Origin of the sequence: Superficieibacter sp. (genome assembly GCF_032071645.1) — a bacterium.
In the GTDB taxonomy this organism is placed as follows: Bacteria; Pseudomonadota; Gammaproteobacteria; order Enterobacterales; family Enterobacteriaceae; genus Superficieibacter.
In genome coordinates this window covers 246,603-264,802 of sequence record NZ_DAMAPU010000002.1, presented here as the reverse complement: position 1 = coordinate 264,802, position 18,200 = coordinate 246,603, and the positions used below count along the sequence as shown (strand labels likewise).

Sequence of the window (18,200 nt, the reverse complement as noted above, 5' to 3'; positions counted from 1 at the left end):
TTTCAGGAGAGCGGTAGGTGAAGAGTTATCTGGTCGGTGGGGCTGTCAGGGATACGTTATTAGGGCTGCCGATCAAAGACCGGGACTGGGTCGTGGTTGGCGCGACGCCGCAACAAATGCTCGACGCGGGCTACCTTCAGGTAGGCCGCGATTTCCCCGTGTTTCTCCATCCTGAAAGCCGTGAAGAGTATGCGCTGGCGCGTACCGAGCGCAAATCTGGCCCCGGCTATACCGGCTTTACCTGCTACGCCGCACCGGACGTCACGCTTGAGCAGGATCTCCTGCGCCGCGATTTAACCATCAACGCTATCGCGATGGATCCTGACGGTCAGCTTATCGACCCCTGCCATGGGCGCGATGACCTGCGTCAGCGCCTGCTGCGCCACGTCTCACCCGCGTTTAATGAAGATCCGCTGCGCGTGCTGCGCGTGGCGCGTTTTGCCGCGCGCTATGCGCATTTAAGTTTTCGCATTGCGGATGAAACCCTGGCGTTGATGCGCGACATGACCGCCGCCGGGGAGCTTGAATATCTGACCCCGGAACGGGTCTGGAAAGAGACGGAAAGCGCGCTTGGCACCCGTAATCCGCAGGTTTATTTTCAGGTGCTTCGCGACTGCGGTGCGCTGAAGGTGCTGTTCCCTGAACTGGATGTGCTGTACGGCGTTCCGGCGCCGGCGAAATGGCACCCGGAAATCGACACCGGCGTTCACACGTTAATGACGCTCTCAATGGCGGCGATGCTTAGCCCGGATATTGACGTGCGTTTCGCAACCCTGTGCCATGACCTTGGTAAAGGACTGACGCCTGAAGCGCTGTGGCCGCGTCACCACGGTCACGGTCCGGCGGGCGTCTTGCTGGTTAATAAGCTGTGCCAGCGTCTGCGCGTGCCGAATGAAATCCGCGATCTGGCGAAGCTGGTGGCGGAATATCACGACCTGATCCACACTTTTCCCCTGCTGCAACCTAAAACGATCGTCAAGCTATTCGACGCCATCGACGCCTGGCGTAAACCGCAGCGCGTGGAACAAATCGCGCTGACCAGCGAGGCCGATGTGCGCGGACGCGCCGGGTTTGAAGGCAATGATTATCCGCAGGGACGCCAGTTGCGTGCCGCGTGGGAAGTGGCCCGCGCCGTGCCGGTCAGTGAAGTGGTTAAAGCAGGATTTACCGGGCCAGAGATTCGCGAAGAGCTGACGCGACGCCGCATTCAGGCCGTCGCACAGTGGAAGAGTAAAAACTGCCCCCAGCCGGAAGGCTGAGGGCAACAACTCACATAAAGACGGCGTAAACCGCTGCCGCGACGATAAAGCGGTAGATCGCAAACGGGATAAACGAAATCCGTTTGATGATATGCAGGAAGGTTTTAATCGCGATAAGCGCTACAACAAACGCGGTGATGAAACCCACGGCAAACATCGGGATGTCCGCCACGGAAAGGAAACCGATGCTCTTATAGAGATCCAGCGCGGTCGCCCCCATCATCATTGGCACCGCCAGCAGGAAGGAGAACTCTGAGGCCGCGTAACGGCTGACGCCCATCAGCATCCCGCCGGAAATCGTCGCCCCGGAGCGTGAAAACCCCGGCCACAGCGCCAGGCACTGAAAGCAGCCAATCATAAACGCCTGACGATACGTCATATCATCCACACCCACCGCACGCGGCTCTTTCGGCTTCAGACACTCGGCGGCAATCAGCAGGAAACCACCCACCACCAGCGCATACATCACGTTAATCGGGTTAAACAGCGATTTGATGACATCGTGGAATACCAGCCCCAGCACGACCGCCGGAACCATCCCCAGAAGAATATGGATGAGCGTCAGGCGACCTTTGCCGGTGCCTTCATGCGGCTGCGGGCGGCGACCAAAATGAATGCCGATCAGACCAAACAGCCGACGCCAGAACATCACGACCACCGCCAGAATCGAGCCTAACTGGATCACCACCTCAAATGTTTTTGCCGTTTCGCCTTCAAAACCCAGCAAATGTCCGACGATAATCATATGGCCAGTGCTGGAAACAGGCAAAAATTCTGTCAATCCTTCGACCACACCCAGTATCGCCGCAATCAGCAGGGAGTGCATATCGCTCATCAGGTAAACCCCTAAAAGATAAATGAATAAAAAATTAAAGATAATCCCGCATTATGACCAACATTCTCGCGTTGGGTTTAATCATACTGTATTTAAATGTTTTATTTAGGACTATTGCCACGCTCAATGATTACGCCAACGCTGCGCGCGCGGGCGACTGCGCCGGGTTTGCTGACTTTGATCCGCACCCACGGTGAGGGGAAGCGTTTAAGGAGCAGATCGGCAACCTCTTCCGCCACGCGTTCCACCAGCGCAAAACGTCCGCCTTCGACGTGACTGACGACCAGTTCGCTGACGTCGGCGTAGCTCAGGCAGTCTGCAACGTCATCGCTGGCTGCCGCTTTGCGGTTATCCCACGCCATTTCGATATCGAACATGAGCTGTTGTTCGATAGTTTGTTCCCAGTCATAAACCCCAATAGTGGTGATTACCGAAAGTTGCTCTATAAATACAATATCCATCATGACCTGCCTGCTTTTTAGCTAAACCGGATACCACTTCCGGCGAATTATGCGTATTATCCACAGATGCAGAGAATAAACCGATTTTTTCTAAACGGAACAGCGTTATGAGTGCAATCGCGCCTGGAATGATCCTCCTCGCCTACCTTTGCGGCTCAATTTCCAGCGCCATTCTGGTCTGCCGCATTGCGGGGCTGCCGGACCCTCGCGAGAGCGGTTCCGGGAATCCTGGGGCAACCAACGTATTACGAATTGGCGGCAAGCGAGCAGCCGTAGCGGTACTGATTTTCGACGTGCTGAAAGGTATGCTGCCCGTCTGGGGCGCGTATGCGTTAGGCATTGCCCCTTTCTGGCTGGGGCTGATTGCGATCGCCGCCTGCCTTGGGCATATCTGGCCGGTGTTCTTTCATTTTCGCGGCGGTAAAGGCGTGGCGACGGCGTTTGGCGCTATCGCCCCCATCGGCTGGGATCTCACTGGCGTGATGGCTGGCACCTGGCTACTGACTATTCTGCTTAGCGGCTATTCATCGTTGGGCGCCATTGTCAGCGCGCTGATCGCCCCGTTTTACGTCTGGTGGTTTAAGCCGCAGTTTACCTTCCCGGTCTCCATGCTCTCCTGCCTGATTTTGCTGCGCCACCATGACAATATTCAGCGTTTATGGCGGCGTCAGGAAACCAAAATCTGGACTCGCCTGAAGAAGAAAAAATCAAAAGACCCGAAGTAATTCGGGCCTTATTCCCCCAAAATACCTTTCTTTTCAACCGCTTCGTTATGTCTTATAACCAAATGTGATTTAGCTCACTTTCTGGCTATGGGTACTCTTTTGGTACGTATTGCCAACCTAACTAAAGAAAATGACTGACATCACTGAATCAGGTTCCGTTGCAACGACAGGGAGCGCCCCCGGCGGCGAGATTAAATGGGTGCGCAACGCCTCTGACGTTACGCAACTGGTTAACGGCGGATCGCAGGGAAGAGCCAACGCGCGCATCGTTATCGGCATCGCGCTGGGCGGCATTTTCCTTGACGCTTACGATCTCGGCGCGCTGGCCTTCGGCATCAAAGATATTACCCGCGAGTTTAACCTCACGCCTGCTGGCACCGGCATGGTTGCTTCCGCCATCACTTTCGGGGCGATTGTCGGGGCGCTGATCGGTGGCTATCTGACGGATAAAATCGGTCGCTACCGCGTTTTTATGGCCGATATGATCTTCTTCGTCGTGGCAGCGATTGCCTGCGCGTTTGCGCCGAATGAATATGTTCTCGCCGGGGCGCGTTTTGTGATGGGGCTTGGCGTGGGGATTGACCTGCCGGTGGCGATGGCTTTTCTCAGCGAGTTTGCGCGGCTGAAAGGACCGGGTAATAAAGCCGCCAGCGTCGCCATGTGGTGTCCGACCTGGTATGCCGCCATCAGCATCTCTTATCTGCTGGTGCTGTTTTTCTATGCCGTCCTGCCGGAGAGCCACAGCGACTGGCTGTGGCGGTTGATCCTCGGCTTTGGCGCCATTCCCGCGCTGGTGATTATCGCCATTCGTAGCCGCTATATGAGCGAATCGCCGGTCTGGGCAGCGAATCAGGGAAATCTGCAACAGGCCGCGTCAATTCTGCGCAAGGCGTACAACATCAACGCGCACGTGCCGCAGGATGCGCTGGATCGGCCTGCACCGGTGGTCAACAAAGCCAGGTGGCAAAACTATCTCAATCTTTTCCACGGGGTTTACCTGCGCCGTACCACCCTGGCGACGCTGCTGTCGGTGGTGTCATCGTTTGCTTATAACGCAGTGGCGTTCGGCCTGCCGGTGATTATCTCCAGTTTCTTCGTGCAGTCGATGTTGACCACCATTCTGATTTCGCTGGCGCTGAATCTGCTGTTTGCCTTCGTGGGTGGCCTGCTGGCCGTGCGGCTGGTGCCTCGCATTGGCGCATGGCGCATGTCACTTGGCGGCTATGCCTGTCAGCTTATCGCGCTGCTGGTGCTGGCGCTTATTGGTCGTCCTGACGGCGCGGCGGAAGGTGTGACCGCCGTCGCGATGCTGGCGCTGTTTTTGTTCGGTCAGGGCTTTGGGCCGGGGGCGCATACGATGACGTTTGCCTCCCTTAGCTATCCGACCTCGCTGCGCGGCGTGGGCGTGGGCCTCAACCAGACGCTGATGCGCAGTAGCTCCACGTTATCCCTGTTCCTGTTCCCGCTGCTGGTGGCCTCGCTGGATACCGCCGTGTTCTGGATTATCGCTATCGCTCCGCTGATCGGTCTGGTGTCGCTGCTGGCGATCCGCTGGGAGCCGTCAGGCTATGATATTGACGCGGAAGATTACCGTTAATCCCCTTCTCCCGGCGCATTTCTGCGCCGGTTTTCCTCTCTCATCCATAAGCGACTCGTATGACAGGGTTTATTTCTGCCAGGGCATACTGAAGCTGAATATGACGAGCGGATGGATGCAGGATGTTAGTCACCCAGGTCACTGATAAAAGAGATAAAGGCTGGCAGGCGTCGCTTGCGTTGCAGTTTTCTCACACCCCGGAGAAGACCGTTTTGCGCTCGGCCCGCCATCTCGGACCGCTCACGGTACAGCGCCCCTTTTATCCTGAAGATAACACCTGCCATCTCTACCTGCTGCATCCCCCCGGCGGTATTGTCGGCGGCGATGCGCTGGAGATAACCGTCCGGCTGGATGAACACAGCCACGTCCTGCTGACCATGCCCGGTGCCAGCAAGTTTTATCGCAGCGGTGGCGCAACGGCGCGCCTGACCCAGCATTTCCATCTGGCGGAGAACGCCACGCTGGAGTGGCTACCGCAGGACGCGATTTTCTTTCCCGGCGCGCAGGCGCGCGTGCACTCTGTTTTTCACCTCCGGGCCAGCGCGCGTTTGCTGGCGTGGGATCTGCTGTGCCTCGGCCGCCCGGTGCTGAACGAGCCTTTCAGTCCCGGATGCCTGCATAACCGACTGGAAGTATGGAAAGACGAGCAGCCGCTGCTGATTGAACAACTTCGCCTCGCGCAGGGCGATCTGTCCCCGGTCGCCGGGCGTCCGTGGGTGGGCACCCTGCTGTTTTACCCGGGTACCGACGCGCTGCTTGACGGCGTGCGAGAGCGGCTTGCCACGCTTGGCGATTATGCTGGCGCGACGCTCGTCGATGAACTGCTGACGGTACGCTTTCTCAGTGATGACAACCTGATTTGCCAGCGGGCGATGCGTGAAATCTGGTGCTACGTCCGTCCGCACCTGACAGGTAAACCGCCCGTGCTCCCCCGTATCTGGCTGACATAAGAGACCCCTATGGAACTGACGCCGAGAGAAAAAGATAAGCTGCTGCTATTCACCGCCGCCCTCGTGGCAGAAAGACGCCTTGCGCGCGGCCTGAAGCTGAATTACCCGGAAGCCGTAGCGCTGATCAGCGCCTTCATTATGGAAGGCGCGCGCGACGGCAAAAGCGTCGCCTTGCTGATGGAAGACGGGCGGCACGTCCTCACCCGCGATCAGGTGATGGAGGGGATCCCGGAGATGATCCCGGATATTCAGGTTGAAGCGACCTTCCCGGACGGCTCCAAGCTGGTCACCGTTCATAATCCGATTCAGTGAGGACGCACGATGATCCCAGGCGAATATAAGATCCAGAGCGGCGAAATCGAAATTAATCAGGGCCGTCCCACGCTGACGGTCGTCGTTGAAAATCATGGCGATCGTCCGATCCAGATCGGATCGCACTATCACTTTTATGAGGTAAACCCGGCGCTGAAGTTCGACCGCGAGCGCTGCAAAGGTTTCCGGCTGAACATTGCGGCTGGCACGGCGGTACGTTTTGAGCCGGGGCAGAAGCGCGAGGTCACACTGGTCGCGGTGGCGGGCGAGCGCCGTATTTTTGGTTTTCGCGGTGAAGTAATGGGCCGCCTGGAGGCAGATCATGACTAAGGTATCGCGCCAGGCGTGGGCCGATATGTTTGGCCCCACCACCGGCGACAAAGTCCGACTGGCGGACAGCGACCTGTGGATCGAAGTGGAAAACGATTTCACCACCCACGGGGAAGAGGTGAAATTCGGCGGCGGTAAAGTGATCCGCGACGGCATGGGTCAGGGGCAGATGCCTGCCCGCGAGTGTATGGATCTGGTGCTGACCAATGCGCTGATTATCGATCACTGGGGGATCGTCAAAGCGGATATCGGCGTTAAGGACGGACGGATCGCGGCCGTTGGCAAAGCGGGCAACCCGGATATTCAGCCTGACATCACCATTCCCATTGGCGCGGCCACTGAAATTATCGCGGCGGAAGGCAAAATCGTTACCGCAGGCGGCGTCGATACGCACATTCACTGGATTTGCCCGCAGCAGGCAGAGGAGGCGCTGGTCTCCGGCGTAACGACCATGATCGGCGGCGGCACCGGCCCGGCGGCGGGCACCAACGCCACGACCTGTACACCCGGCCCGTGGTACATCGCCCGCATGTTGCAGGCCGCAGACGCGCTTCCCGTGAATATCGGCCTGCTGGGTAAAGGCAATAGCGCTAACCCACAGGCGCTGCGCGAGCAGGTCGCCGCCGGGGCTATTGGCCTGAAAATTCATGAAGACTGGGGCGCAACGCCTGCGGCCATAGACTGTTCGCTGACGGTGGCGGATGAGATGGATATTCAGGTGGCGCTGCACAGCGATACGCTTAATGAATCCGGCTTTGTGGAAGACACGCTGGCGGCAATTGGCGATCGCACCATTCACACTTTTCATACCGAAGGCGCGGGCGGCGGTCATGCGCCGGATATTATTACCGCCTGCGCGCATCCGAATATTCTGCCCTCCTCCACCAACCCGACACTGCCCTACACCGTCAACACCATCGACGAACATCTCGATATGCTGATGGTCTGCCATCATCTTGACCCGGATATCGCCGAAGACGTGGCCTTTGCCGAATCGCGCATTCGTCGGGAAACCATTGCCGCGGAAGATGTGCTGCATGACCTGGGCGCGTTTTCGCTGACCTCATCAGATTCGCAGGCGATGGGACGCGTGGGCGAGGTGATTTTGCGCACCTGGCAGGTGGCGCACCGGATGAAAGCCCAGCGCGGCCCGCTGGCGGAAGAAACCGGCGATAACGACAACGCTCGCGTCAAACGCTACATCGCCAAATACACCATCAACCCGGCGCTGACCCACGGCATCGCCCACGAAGTCGGCTCCATTGAAGCCGGTAAGCTGGCGGATCTGGTGGTCTGGTCGCCCGCGTTCTTTGGCGTGAAGCCCGCCACGATTGTGAAGGGCGGCATGATTGCCTGCGCCCCTATGGGTGATATCAACGCGTCTATTCCGACTCCGCAACCGGTTCACTACCGGCCGATGTTTGGCGCGCTGGGTGCCGCCCGCCACGCCTGCCGCATGACGTTTATTTCGCAGGCAGCGCAGGCGGGTAACGTCGCGCAGCAGCTTCATTTGCAGAGCGCGATCGGCGTGGTGAAAGGATGCCGGACGGTGAAAAAACGCGACATGATCCACAACAGCCTGCAACCGGCGATTACCGTTGATGCCCAGACCTATGAAGTGCGCATTGACGGCGAACTTATCACCAGCGAACCGGCAGAAGAACTGCCGATGGCACAACGTTATTTTCTGTTTTAAGGAGCCGCCATGCTGTATTTAACGACCCGCCTCACCGCGCCCGCCAGCGTTACGGCGACGGTAACGCTGCCGATTGATGTCCGGGTGAAAAGCCGGGCGAAAGTGACCTTAAGCGACGGACGCGAAGCCGGGCTGATGCTACCGCGCGGGCTACAGTTGCGCGGCGGCGATCTGCTGGGTAGCGATGACGGCAGCGAGATCATTGAAGTCATCGCCGCCGATGAATCGGTTTCGGTGGTGCGCTGTGACGACCCGTTTCTGCTCGCTAAAGCCTGCTATCACCTCGGCAACCGCCACGTCCCGCTGCAAATTTTGCCGGGCGAGCTGCGCTATCACCACGATCACGTGCTGGATGAGATGCTGCGCCAGTTTGCGCTGAAAGTGACGTTCGCCCACCTGCCGTTTGAGCCAGAGGCCGGGGCGTATTCTGCACAGGCCCATTCCCACGCGCATGCACATTAAATGACGGATCCCGTACAGTGGCTGCGTCTGATGCAGCTTGCCAGCAGCAGCCTGCCCGTCGGCTCGTTTACCTGGTCGCAGGGGCTGGAATGGGCAGTGGAAGCGGGCTGGATCGCTGACAGCGCAGGCTTCCACCGCTGGCAGATTCAGCAGATGGAACGCAGTTTTTTCACCGTCGATCTGCCCATTTTTGCCCGGCTTTATCGCGCCTGCGCGACGGATGACATCGACCAGGCCCGGCGCTGGACCGCCTGCCTGCTGGCCTGCCGTGAAACGCGCGAATTGCGGGCAGAAGAGCGCAATCGCGGCGCGGCCTTCACCCGGCTGGTCACCGACTGGGAGCCGGACTGCCCTCCGGCCTGGCGCACACTGTTCGCGCAAAGCCAGCTCTGCGGCATGGCCTGGCTGGGCGTGCGCTGGCGGATCGAGCTGAACGCGCTGGCGCTCAGCCTCGGTTATAGCTGGATCGAAAGCGCGGTGATGGCGGGCGTTAAGCTGGTGCCGTTCGGTCAGCAGGCGGCGCAACAGCTGATCCTGTCTCTGAGCGCGCGCTACGCGGCGGGAATGGAGAATGCGCTTCTTCTTCCCGATGACGACATTGGCTCGGCCACACCGCTGACCGCCATCGCTTCATCACGCCATGAAACCCAATATTCGCGTCTGTTCCGTTCCTGAGGAGAACTTATGACAAGTTATAAACACCCCCTGCGCGTCGGCGTCGGTGGACCGGTCGGGTCCGGGAAAACGGCCCTGCTGGAAGCGCTGTGTAAAGCCATGCGTAATTCCTGGCAACTGGCGGTTGTCACTAACGACATCTACACCAAAGAAGATCAGCGTATCCTCACCGAGGCAGGCGCGCTGGAGCCGGAACGCATCGTCGGGGTGGAAACCGGCGGCTGTCCGCATACCGCCATCCGTGAAGATGCCTCAATGAACCTCGCCGCGGTAGAAGCGCTGAGCGAAAAATTTGGCAACCTGGATTTGATATTTGTGGAAAGCGGCGGCGACAACCTGAGCGCCACTTTCAGCCCGGAACTGGCGGATTTAACGATCTACGTGATTGACGTAGCGGAAGGCGAGAAGATCCCGCGCAAGGGCGGGCCGGGGATCACCAAATCCGATTTTCTGGTGATCAACAAAACCGACCTCGCCCCCTACGTCGGCGCATCGCTGGAAATCATGGAGCGCGACACCCTGCGGATGCGCGGCGAGCGTCCGTGGACCTTTACCAACTTAAAATCGGGTGACGGGTTGGGGAAAATTATCGCCTTTCTGGAAGACAGAGGGATGCTGAAAGAATAAATAACATGCCGGATCGCGCCTCTGGACGCCATCCGGCAAAAAACCGCTACGCCGCAGGCAGCTCCGCCAGCGGCCAGCGCGGGCGCACAGTAACGCCGAGATCGGCCGTCGTGCCCGCTTTGAAGCGCACCATGCCCGCATAGGCGATCATCGCGCCGTTATCGGTACAAAATTCCGGCCGGGCATAAAACACCTCGCCGCGCCGCTTTTGCATCATCTCCGCCAGCTTCACCCGCAGGGTACAGTTGGCGCTCACGCCGCCCGCCATCACCAGACGTTTAAAACCGGTTTGATCCAGCGCGCGCTTGCACTTGATCATCAGAGTATCGACCACCGCGTCTTCAAACGCGCGGGCGATGTCGGCGCGGGTCTGATCGTCAGCATCGTTATTGCGGATCGTATTGGCGGCGAAGGTTTTCAGGCCGGAGAAGCTGAAATCCAGCCCTGGGCGGTCGGTCATCGGGCGCGGGAAAACGAAGCGCCCTTCCGTGCCCTGCGCGGCCATTTTCGACAGCATCGGGCCGCCGGGATAATCCAGCCCCAGCAGCTTGGCGGTTTTATCGAAAGCTTCACCCGCCGCGTCGTCAATGGATTCGCCCAGCAGAGCATATTGACCGATCCCGGTCACGCTAATCAGCTGCGTGTGACCACCGGAAACCAGCAGCGCCACAAAGGGGAAGGCGGGCGGATTCTCTTCCAGCATCGGAGCCAGCAAATGTCCTTCCATATGGTGTACCGGGATCGCCGGAACGTCCCAGGCAAACGCCAGCGACCGACCGACGGTTGCACCGACCAGCAGCGCGCCGACCAGCCCTGGCCCTGCGGTATAGGCCACCGCGTCAATATCTTTTGCCGTCAGCCCGGACTCTTTCAGCGCCGCCTGGATCAGCGGCACGGTTTTGCGCACGTGATCGCGGGAGGCCAGCTCCGGCACCACGCCGCCGTAGTCAGCGTGCAATTTCACCTGACTATACAATTGGTTGGCTAACAGACCTTTTTCGTCGTCGTAAATGGCGATGCCGGTTTCATCGCAGGATGTTTCAATACCCAGTACACGCATGGCTTGTTTTACCTCATTTCAATACCGCGCAGTGTAGGGCCAATGGTCGTGGTTGTAAAACTTTGCTCACCCCTGGCAGTAAGGTCGTGTATACTCCTCACCCTTATAAATGTCCTGTTCAAAAACGGCAGCGGTGCTTTACAAAGCAGCAGCATTTGCAGTAAAATTCCGCACCATTTTGAAATAAGCTGGCGTTGATGCCAGCGGCAAACCGAATTTATTAAAGGTGAGAGTTACATGCCGGTAATTAAAGTACGTGAAAACGAGCCGTTCGACGTAGCACTGCGTCGCTTCAAGCGTTCCTGCGAGAAAGCAGGTGTTCTGGCGGAAGTTCGTCGTCGTGAGTTCTATGAAAAACCGACTACCGAACGTAAGCGCGCTAAAGCTTCTGCTGTGAAACGTCACGCGAAGAAACTGGCTCGCGAAAACGCACGCCGTACTCGTCTGTACTAATGATATGAGGGCATAAGCTCTCATTTTTCAGACCGAGTTGTAGTTGTAAGGCCGTGCTTCCGTAAGGAATGCGCGGCTTATTTTCGTTTACGAGTTGGTAAAAATTGAACGGGGCTTATGGCTGGACGAATCCCACGTGTCTTTATCAATGACCTGCTGGCGCGCACCGACATCGTCGATCTGATCGACGCGCGGGTGAAGCTAAAAAAGCAGGGCAAGAATTTTCACGCGTGCTGTCCGTTCCATAACGAAAAAACCCCCTCTTTCACCGTCAACGGTGAAAAGCAGTTTTATCACTGCTTCGGCTGTGGTGCGCACGGCAACGCGATCGATTTTTTGATGAATTACGACAAACTTGAGTTTGTCGAAACCGTCGAAGAACTGGCGGCCATGCACAACATGGAAATCCCGTTCGAAGCAGGCAGCGGGCCAACGCAGATTGAGCGTCATCAGCGGCAGACGCTATATCAACTGATGGATGGCCTGAATGCGTTTTATCAACAAGCCCTTACGCATCCCGCAGCGGAACCCGCGCGTCAGTATCTGGAAAAACGTGGTTTAAGCAGTGACATCATTGCTCGCTTTGCCATCGGCTTTGCGCCTCCAGGCTGGGATAACGCGTTAAAACGTTTTGGTGGCAACAGTGAAAACCGTCAGTCGTTAACCGACGCGGGCATGTTAGTCACTAACGATCAGGGCCGCAGCTATGACCGTTTCCGCGAACGGGTAATGTTCCCTATTCGCGACAAACGTGGTCGGGTGATTGGATTTGGTGGCCGTGTTTTAGGCAACGATACGCCAAAATACCTGAACTCACCGGAAACCGATATTTTCCATAAAGGCCGCCAGCTGTATGGCCTTTATGAAGCGCAGCAGAGCGAAGCGGAACCGCAGCGCCTGCTGGTGGTCGAAGGCTACATGGATGTGGTGGCGCTGGCGCAGTATGGCATCAACTATGCCGTTGCGTCGTTAGGCACCTCCACCACCGCCGACCATATTCAGTTGCTGTTTCGCGCCACGCAGAACGTGATCTGCTGCTACGACGGCGACCGCGCAGGACGCGACGCGGCGAAACGCGCGCTGGAAACGGCGCTGCCGTATATGTCCGACGGGCGTCAGCTACGCTTTATGTTTCTGCCCGACGGCGAAGATCCCGATACGCTGGTGCGTAAAGAAGGAAAAGCGGCGTTTGAAGCGCGGATGGACGAGGCTCTGCCGCTCTCCACGTTTCTGTTTAACAGTTTGTTGCCGCAGGTGGATCTCAGCACCCCGGACGGCAAAACGCAGCTTGCCGCGCTGGCATTGCCGATGATAGGCCAGGTGCCAGGCGAAACGCTGCGCATTTATTTGCGTCAGCAGCTCGGTAACAAGCTCGGCATTCTGGATGATGCCCAGCTTGATCGTTTAATGCCGAAACAGGCAGAAAGTGGCACGGCGCGCCCGGCTCCACAGCTAAAACGCACGACCATGCGTATACTGATAGGACTGCTGTTACAGAACCCGGATTTAGCTCCGCTGGTGCCACCGCTGGCAGGTCTGGACCAAAGTAAGCTGCCCGGACTTGGCTTATTTGCCGAATTGGTCAACACTTGTTTGTCACAGCCTGGCCTGACCACTGGGCAACTTTTAGAACATTATCGTGGCACAAATGAGGCCGCGACCCTTGAAAAACTGTCGATGTGGGACGATATAGCAGATAGAGATATTGCAGAAAAAACGTTCACCGACTCGCTTAATCATATGTTTGATTCATTGCTCAAGCTGCGCCAGGAAGAGTTAATCGCTCGCGACCGCACGCACGGCCTGAACAATGAAGAACGCCGGGAACTCTGGACGTTAAACCAGGAACTGGCAAAGAAATGAATTTAACGGCTTAAGTGCCGAATATCGTTCGGGAAGATCCCGACAGCCGCACTGAAGGGCAGCGGCAAAAATATAAGCAAGCCCTCATTAAGTCATACACGACATCTTTCACGGCAGTGAAAACAGCCTGAAAGATGAAGCGTATTATGTTGGCGGTTTGTTTCGCCGACCGACACCAACCTCATGAATTAAGTGTGGATACCGTCTTATGGAGCAAAACCCGCAGTCACAGCTCAAGCTTCTTGTCCAACGTGGTAAGGAGCAAGGCTATCTGACCTATGCCGAGGTCAACGACCATCTGCCGGAAGATATCGTCGACTCAGATCAGATCGAAGACATCATCCAAATGATCAACGATATGGGCATCCAGGTGATGGAAGAAGCACCGGACGCCGACGATCTGCTGCTTGCTGAAAACTCAAACAACACCGACGAAGATGCCGAAGAAGCTGCCGCACAGGTACTCTCCAGCGTTGAATCTGAAATCGGGCGTACGACTGACCCGGTCCGCATGTACATGCGTGAAATGGGCACCGTTGAGCTTCTGACCCGCGAAGGCGAAATTGACATCGCCAAGCGCATCGAAGACGGCATCAACCAGGTCCAGTGCTCCGTTGCTGAATATCCGGAAGCGATCACCTATCTGCTGGAGCAGTACGATCGCGTGGAAGCGGAAGAAGCACGCCTGTCCGATCTGATCACCGGCTTCGTCGACCCGAACGCGGAAGAAGATTTAGCGCCAACGGCGACGCACGTCGGCTCCGAGCTGTCCAGCGAAGAGATGGACGACGAAGATGAAGACGAGGACGAAGAAAGCGACGACAGCAGCGATGACGACAACAGCATCGACCCGGAGCTGGCGCGCGAAAAATTCGGCGAGCTGCGCACGCAGTACATCGTTACTCGCGACACCATCAAAGCGAAGGGCCGCAGTAACGCTGCATCGCAGGAAGAAATCCTGAAACTGTCTGAAGTGTTCAAACAGTTCCGCCTGGTGCCAAAACAGTTCGATTACCTGGTTAACAGTATGCGCGTAATGATGGACCGCGTGCGTACCCAGGAACGTCTGATCATGAAGATGTGCGTCGAACAGTGCAAAATGCCGAAGAAAAACTTCATCACCCTGTTCACCGGTAACGAAACCAGCGAAACCTGGTTTAACGCCGCTATCGCCATGAACAAAGCATGGTCCGAGAAGCTGCACGACGTGTCTGATGAAGTGCATCGCAGCCTGCAAAAATTGCAGCAGATCGAAGAAGAAACCGGCCTGACCATTGAGCAGGTTAAAGATATCAACCGTCGCATGTCCATCGGTGAAGCGAAAGCCCGCCGTGCGAAAAAAGAGATGGTTGAAGCGAACCTGCGTCTGGTTATCTCTATCGCCAAAAAATACACCAACCGTGGTTTGCAGTTCCTCGATCTGATTCAGGAAGGCAACATCGGTCTGATGAAAGCGGTTGATAAGTTCGAATACCGTCGCGGTTACAAGTTCTCCACCTACGCAACCTGGTGGATCCGTCAGGCTATCACCCGTTCCATCGCGGATCAGGCGCGCACCATCCGTATTCCGGTGCATATGATTGAGACGATCAACAAACTCAACCGTATCTCCCGCCAGATGCTGCAAGAGATGGGCCGCGAGCCGACGCCGGAAGAACTGGCTGAACGTATGCTGATGCCGGAAGACAAGATCCGCAAAGTGCTGAAAATCGCCAAAGAGCCCATCTCCATGGAAACGCCAATCGGCGACGATGAAGATTCGCATCTGGGGGATTTCATCGAGGATACCACCCTCGAACTGCCGCTGGATTCTGCCACCACTGAGAGCCTGCGTGCCGCCACCCACGACGTGCTGGCGGGTCTGACCGCCCGTGAAGCGAAAGTCCTGCGTATGCGTTTCGGTATCGATATGAACACCGACCACACGCTGGAAGAAGTGGGTAAACAGTTCGACGTGACCCGCGAACGTATCCGTCAGATCGAAGCGAAGGCGCTGCGTAAACTGCGCCATCCGAGCCGTTCTGAAGTGCTGCGGAGCTTCCTCGACGATTAATCGTACAGATCGTGCTTAAGCCCTCCTCGTGAGGGCTTTTTTATATCTGCAAAACTACAGTCCCCGCACCACCAGCGCCTCATCCAGTTCACGATAGGCCTCCACCAGTTTTTCCAGCGATGCACGATTTAGCCCGCTCGGATTCGGCAGCACCCACACCTGTGTCCCACCAATCGTTATTTGCTGCTTGCCCCACTTCACTCCGCGCTGGCTGAAAGCCTGTTCAAACGCCTGCTTGCCCAGTACCGCCAGCGCGTCTGGCTGGTAGTCCTCAATCTTCTTCACCAGTTCCCGCCCGCCGGTGCGCAGTTCGTGAAGATCAACCTCGCTGGCCTGCACGGTAGGCCGCTCCACCAGCATGGTGATCCCACAGCGCGTATCCAGCAGATGCTGTTCCTCTTCCGGTTTCAGCAGCCGCTCGGTGAATCCGGCCTGGTGAATCACCTTCCAGAAACGGTTGCCGGGATGGGCAAAATGAAAGCCCGTATGGGCGGAAGACTTGCCTGGATTGATGCCACAGAACACCACCCGCAGTCCGGGCGCCAGGATATCGCTAATCATGATTACTCCGCTGAATACATCGAATTCAAAGTATAAGAGATTGAAAAGCCATTGTTTATAAAAACAGCAGGCAGGTGTTTATGTCTGGATTGCCATGGCGAGTTACTTTATAATTCCCGGCCACGGCCCCTTAGCTCAGTGGTTAGAGCAGGCGACTCATAATCGCTTGGTCGCTGGTTCAAGTCCAGCAGGGGCCACCAAATTTTTCTATATAAATCATGAAATTAAGCCACTTTTAAAGGTGGCTTTTTTAATGTCTGAATTTTGAGTGGCGATAAAGTGGCGGTAAATTTTTTCTAACTGCTTTATCAAAGGCGTAAAAAAGCCCGCTTTAAGCGGGCTCTCATCATAGCCATAATGGCCGTTGTCCATTCGCGGATGGATGGGGCGGAGCTGGAATTACAGCGCCGGGAGTAACGATATAGCGTTCAACTGACTCCATCGTTACAAATGTGCAACTGCAATTTATGTTGGTGCACTGATGATAACGTTCTTTCGTATTTTCACTCAGGTAACGGCTTGTACGAGCGTGCGCCGCGTAATGACACTTAGGGCAATGGAACATTATGCATCTCATAATTCACTTAATGTGAATTTATAATACTCCTAAATCCACTTTTTGAGAACATCCCTACCCTATGTTTTCATATAGATCGTATTCGATATCGGAAAGCCTTACCTCCAGCTCCAGCGATGTTGTGTAGCCGTTGTTGTTTAACGCGTGCGTCACCTTCGTGATGGTCCATGCCTGTTCATCTATCACCCGCTTAAAACCCCTAACGCGTACCGGCATTTCAGGAAAGAGATCTGCCCGGCCAGTGGCAAGGCTTACTGAAAATTCAGCCACGCCACGCTGCAACTTATCCCACTTTGCCTGTGCTGCACGCGTGGCCTGATCCTTAGTGGAAAAAATCGTTGTCAGGGCAAAGACATTATCCGCTTCACCGGCCATATACTCACCTTCACGGGCTTCCTGCTCTTTGCTCGCTTTCTTTTTTTTGACCGGCTTTGCTTTCGGATGCTGTTGAGTGGTCGCGTGCGGGTCTTTGGGCTTACGTGTGAGTCTGACCTTTTGTTTTTGCGGCTTCGGATCTTTGGTATGCAGCCACCGGGCCGTGACGCCGGTGTAAGCGCCCCGGTCAGCAATGGCAAACTGATGCCGGTCGCCATCACCACGCGCAATAATTACCTGCGGAATGGGCTTTCCGCTGACCGTTACGCCACGGCCCGCCCGGATAAATAACAGCTTACCGGCTTTTACCGACACCTCTGCGCCGTTACGCCCGGCAAGGCGCGTCAGGAATTTAATGTCGGACTCCTGCGACTGGTCAATATGAGGGATTTTAATTCCGGCCAGCTCAGGCGTGACGGCGGCGGTCAGCCTGTTACGACTGGCAATCGCATCCACGATGGCCCCGAGCGTGGTGTCGTGCCATGACCCTTCACAGCGGGAATTAAGCGAGCCGCGAAAATCCGCGCTGCGGGCGCGAATGGTGACCGTATCCGGTGCGCCCCGGTGTTCAACCTCATCCACGGTAAAACTGCCTTTCCCGGTCAGGGCCGACCCTTTCCAGCCAATAAACAGCGACACAACCGCCCCGCGTATTGGCAGCTCGACCAGCCCGTCGCTGTCGTCGAGCTCAATATCGAGCTGGTCAGCCTCAAATCCCCGGTTGTCAGTCAGGGTGAGGTTTATCAGGCGCGGGCTGATATTGCCGGTTATGTCCCGGCTGTTGAGCGTCAGCATAAAATCAGGCGTCAGAGTACCGCCTGCCAGACTCGTCAGCGCATCCAGCATTATCCGGCCCCCATAATGTCTGTGATTTTGCCTGCCATGCCGGATGCCTTACCGACAAGGGATTCAGCCTGCTTTCCGATATCGCCATACAGCGCCGCGAGCGACTCATCCACGCGTGTTAAGGTCAGGGTGAAATCAATCCGGCGTGCTGACCCGTCGGAAAAAAACAGGCTCCCGGTTTCGCTGACGTTGTTGATGACATACATGCCGTAAATTGTGCCGTTACCGTCCATGAGAGGCCAGGCGCGGCCCTCTTCGGCCATCATTCTGACCGTTGTCATGGTCAGCCTGCCACCGGTGAACTCAGGATACAGGACACCGCTCAGGGTGATTTTTTCCTCCCCGACGCCGAGAAACTGAAAGGCGTCACGCCTGCCGACGCGACTGTTTGACGGCCAGCGATAATCTGCATCACGCTGCATATTCTGATAGGGCAGCGTCTGACGCATAAAGACAAACATGCCAAGTGCGAGCATCATTTAT

The 18,200-nt window shown here is 56.6% G+C and carries 20 protein-coding genes and 1 tRNA gene; 14 read left to right on the top strand and 7 right to left on the bottom strand.

The genetic code is table 11. From position 1 onward, the window contains the following. Positions 1-17: 17 nt before the first annotated feature. On the top strand, positions 18-1,259 hold the full coding sequence (locus RT197_RS05585; protein WP_312948197.1) for a multifunctional CCA addition/repair protein: 1,242 nt from the start codon (positions 18-20) through the stop codon (positions 1,257-1,259). A gap of 10 nt (positions 1,260-1,269) precedes the next feature. Here the strand turns inward: RT197_RS05585 and bacA are convergent, their stop codons facing one another. Together bacA and folB are read right to left on the bottom strand one after the other, a co-directional pair. Continuing rightward, positions 1,270-2,094, bottom strand: coding sequence for an undecaprenyl-diphosphate phosphatase (gene bacA / locus RT197_RS05580; protein ID WP_312948195.1), 825 nt, complete (start codon positions 2,092-2,094; stop codon positions 1,270-1,272). A 101-nt stretch (positions 2,095-2,195) separates the two neighbouring features. Next, positions 2,196-2,555, bottom strand: a complete 360-nt coding sequence (folB, locus tag RT197_RS05575; protein ID WP_312948604.1) for a bifunctional dihydroneopterin aldolase/7,8-dihydroneopterin epimerase — start codon at positions 2,553-2,555, stop codon at positions 2,196-2,198. Positions 2,556-2,662: 107 nt separating this feature from the next. Here folB and plsY point away from each other — a divergent pair, with 107 nt between their 5' ends. The 9 genes from plsY (at position 2,663) to ureG (ending at position 9,929) form a co-directional block, all read left to right on the top strand. Next, the gene (plsY, locus tag RT197_RS05570) at positions 2,663-3,280 is read left to right on the top strand and encodes a glycerol-3-phosphate 1-O-acyltransferase PlsY (RefSeq protein WP_312948194.1); all 618 of its coding nucleotides are present in this window, start codon (positions 2,663-2,665) and stop codon (positions 3,278-3,280) included. A 130-nt stretch (positions 3,281-3,410) separates the two neighbouring features. Then, positions 3,411-4,877 carry an MFS transporter gene (locus RT197_RS05565; protein ID WP_312948192.1) on the top strand — a complete coding sequence of 489 codons (1,467 nt, stop codon included), beginning with the start codon at positions 3,411-3,413 and terminating at the stop codon, positions 4,875-4,877. A 122-nt stretch (positions 4,878-4,999) separates the two neighbouring features. Beyond that, positions 5,000-5,827, top strand: coding sequence for an urease accessory protein UreD (locus tag RT197_RS05560; RefSeq protein ID WP_312948190.1), 828 nt, complete (start codon positions 5,000-5,002; stop codon positions 5,825-5,827). 9 nt (positions 5,828-5,836) lie between these two features. Further along, complete coding sequence (locus RT197_RS05555) at positions 5,837-6,139, top strand: urease subunit gamma (RefSeq protein ID WP_312948188.1); 303 nt, start codon at positions 5,837-5,839, stop codon at positions 6,137-6,139. 9 nt (positions 6,140-6,148) lie between these two features. Then, complete coding sequence (locus RT197_RS05550) at positions 6,149-6,469, top strand: urease subunit beta (RefSeq protein ID WP_312948186.1); 321 nt, start codon at positions 6,149-6,151, stop codon at positions 6,467-6,469. Next, positions 6,462-8,165, top strand: a complete 1,704-nt coding sequence (gene ureC, locus RT197_RS05545) for an urease subunit alpha (protein ID WP_312948184.1) — start codon at positions 6,462-6,464, stop codon at positions 8,163-8,165. Before RT197_RS05550 ends, ureC begins: the two co-directional genes overlap by 8 nt. Positions 8,166-8,174: 9 nt before the next feature. Beyond that, complete coding sequence (ureE, locus tag RT197_RS05540) at positions 8,175-8,627, top strand: urease accessory protein UreE (protein ID WP_312948182.1); 453 nt, start codon at positions 8,175-8,177, stop codon at positions 8,625-8,627. Further along, positions 8,628-9,302: an urease accessory protein UreF gene (locus RT197_RS05535; protein ID WP_312948180.1), complete on the top strand. Its 675-nt coding sequence runs from the start codon at positions 8,628-8,630 to the stop codon at positions 9,300-9,302. A gap of 9 nt (positions 9,303-9,311) precedes the next feature. Beyond that, positions 9,312-9,929 (top strand): urease accessory protein UreG, encoded by a 618-nt coding sequence (ureG, locus tag RT197_RS05530; protein ID WP_312948178.1) that lies wholly within the window; start codon positions 9,312-9,314, stop codon positions 9,927-9,929. A 46-nt stretch (positions 9,930-9,975) separates the two neighbouring features. On the opposite strand, the gene tsaD is transcribed toward ureG, so the two are convergent. Then, the gene (gene tsaD / locus RT197_RS05525; RefSeq protein WP_312948177.1) at positions 9,976-10,989 is read right to left on the bottom strand and encodes a tRNA (adenosine(37)-N6)-threonylcarbamoyltransferase complex transferase subunit TsaD; all 1,014 of its coding nucleotides are present in this window, start codon (positions 10,987-10,989) and stop codon (positions 9,976-9,978) included. A 237-nt stretch (positions 10,990-11,226) separates the two neighbouring features. On the opposite strand from tsaD, the gene rpsU reads away from it, so the two are divergent. From rpsU to rpoD, 3 genes are all read left to right on the top strand, one after another. Beyond that, positions 11,227-11,442: a 30S ribosomal protein S21 gene (gene rpsU, locus RT197_RS05520; protein WP_001144069.1), complete on the top strand. Its 216-nt coding sequence runs from the start codon at positions 11,227-11,229 to the stop codon at positions 11,440-11,442. Between the two features lie 117 nt (positions 11,443-11,559). Next, positions 11,560-13,305 (top strand): DNA primase, encoded by a 1,746-nt coding sequence (dnaG, locus tag RT197_RS05515; protein WP_312948158.1) that lies wholly within the window; start codon positions 11,560-11,562, stop codon positions 13,303-13,305. Positions 13,306-13,513: 208 nt separating this feature from the next. Continuing rightward, complete coding sequence (gene rpoD / locus RT197_RS05510; RefSeq protein WP_312948155.1) at positions 13,514-15,358, top strand: RNA polymerase sigma factor RpoD; 1,845 nt, start codon at positions 13,514-13,516, stop codon at positions 15,356-15,358. A gap of 54 nt (positions 15,359-15,412) precedes the next feature. Here rpoD and mug read toward each other — a convergent pair whose 3' ends face one another. Beyond that, entirely contained in the window at positions 15,413-15,919 is a 507-nt protein-coding gene (gene mug, locus RT197_RS05505) for a G/U mismatch-specific DNA glycosylase (RefSeq protein WP_312948153.1), read from the bottom strand. Positions 15,920-16,043: 124 nt separating this feature from the next. On the opposite strand from mug, the gene RT197_RS05500 reads away from it, so the two are divergent. Beyond that, positions 16,044-16,119 (top strand) — tRNA-Ile (locus tag RT197_RS05500). 146 nt (positions 16,120-16,265) lie between these two features. Here the strand turns inward: RT197_RS05500 and RT197_RS05495 are convergent. The 3 genes from RT197_RS05495 to RT197_RS05485 form a co-directional block, all read right to left on the bottom strand. Next, positions 16,266-16,484, bottom strand: coding sequence for a DNA-binding transcriptional regulator (locus RT197_RS05495; protein ID WP_312948151.1), 219 nt, complete (start codon positions 16,482-16,484; stop codon positions 16,266-16,268). 66 nt (positions 16,485-16,550) lie between these two features. Beyond that, positions 16,551-17,717 carry a phage late control D family protein gene (locus RT197_RS05490; protein WP_312948149.1) on the bottom strand — a complete coding sequence of 389 codons (1,167 nt, stop codon included), beginning with the start codon at positions 17,715-17,717 and terminating at the stop codon, positions 16,551-16,553. Continuing rightward, complete coding sequence (locus RT197_RS05485; RefSeq protein WP_312948148.1) at positions 17,717-18,196, bottom strand: phage tail protein; 480 nt, start codon at positions 18,194-18,196, stop codon at positions 17,717-17,719. The genes RT197_RS05490 and RT197_RS05485 overlap by 1 nt, the downstream gene beginning before the upstream one ends. Between the last annotated feature and the right edge of the window lie 4 nt (positions 18,197-18,200).

Bases quoted from the DNA above. Each gene is read 5' to 3' on its own strand.
- ureE (WP_312948182.1), top strand. From the start codon at position 8,175: ATGCTGTATTTAACGACCCGCCTCACCGCGCCCGCCAGCGTTACGGCG.
- RT197_RS05565 (WP_312948192.1), top strand. From the start codon at position 3,411: ATGACTGACATCACTGAATCAGGTTCCGTTGCAACGACAGGGAGCGCC.
- RT197_RS05485 (WP_312948148.1), bottom strand. From the start codon at position 18,196: ATGATGCTCGCACTTGGCATGTTTGTCTTTATGCGTCAGACGCTGCCC.
- mug (WP_312948153.1), bottom strand. From the start codon at position 15,919: ATGATTAGCGATATCCTGGCGCCCGGACTGCGGGTGGTGTTCTGTGGC.
- RT197_RS05490 (WP_312948149.1), bottom strand. From the start codon at position 17,717: ATGCTGGATGCGCTGACGAGTCTGGCAGGCGGTACTCTGACGCCTGAT.
- RT197_RS05555 (WP_312948188.1), top strand. From the start codon at position 5,837: ATGGAACTGACGCCGAGAGAAAAAGATAAGCTGCTGCTATTCACCGCC.
- bacA (WP_312948195.1), bottom strand. From the start codon at position 2,094: ATGAGCGATATGCACTCCCTGCTGATTGCGGCGATACTGGGTGTGGTC.
- rpsU (WP_001144069.1), top strand. From the start codon at position 11,227: ATGCCGGTAATTAAAGTACGTGAAAACGAGCCGTTCGACGTAGCACTG.
- rpoD (WP_312948155.1), top strand. From the start codon at position 13,514: ATGGAGCAAAACCCGCAGTCACAGCTCAAGCTTCTTGTCCAACGTGGT.
- RT197_RS05560 (WP_312948190.1), top strand. From the start codon at position 5,000: ATGTTAGTCACCCAGGTCACTGATAAAAGAGATAAAGGCTGGCAGGCG.
- plsY (WP_312948194.1), top strand. From the start codon at position 2,663: ATGAGTGCAATCGCGCCTGGAATGATCCTCCTCGCCTACCTTTGCGGC.
- folB (WP_312948604.1), bottom strand. From the start codon at position 2,555: ATGGATATTGTATTTATAGAGCAACTTTCGGTAATCACCACTATTGGG.
- dnaG (WP_312948158.1), top strand. From the start codon at position 11,560: ATGGCTGGACGAATCCCACGTGTCTTTATCAATGACCTGCTGGCGCGC.
- RT197_RS05495 (WP_312948151.1), bottom strand. From the start codon at position 16,484: ATGTTCCATTGCCCTAAGTGTCATTACGCGGCGCACGCTCGTACAAGC.
- ureG (WP_312948178.1), top strand. From the start codon at position 9,312: ATGACAAGTTATAAACACCCCCTGCGCGTCGGCGTCGGTGGACCGGTC.
- tsaD (WP_312948177.1), bottom strand. From the start codon at position 10,989: ATGCGTGTACTGGGTATTGAAACATCCTGCGATGAAACCGGCATCGCC.
- RT197_RS05535 (WP_312948180.1), top strand. From the start codon at position 8,628: ATGACGGATCCCGTACAGTGGCTGCGTCTGATGCAGCTTGCCAGCAGC.
- RT197_RS05550 (WP_312948186.1), top strand. From the start codon at position 6,149: ATGATCCCAGGCGAATATAAGATCCAGAGCGGCGAAATCGAAATTAAT.
- ureC (WP_312948184.1), top strand. From the start codon at position 6,462: ATGACTAAGGTATCGCGCCAGGCGTGGGCCGATATGTTTGGCCCCACC.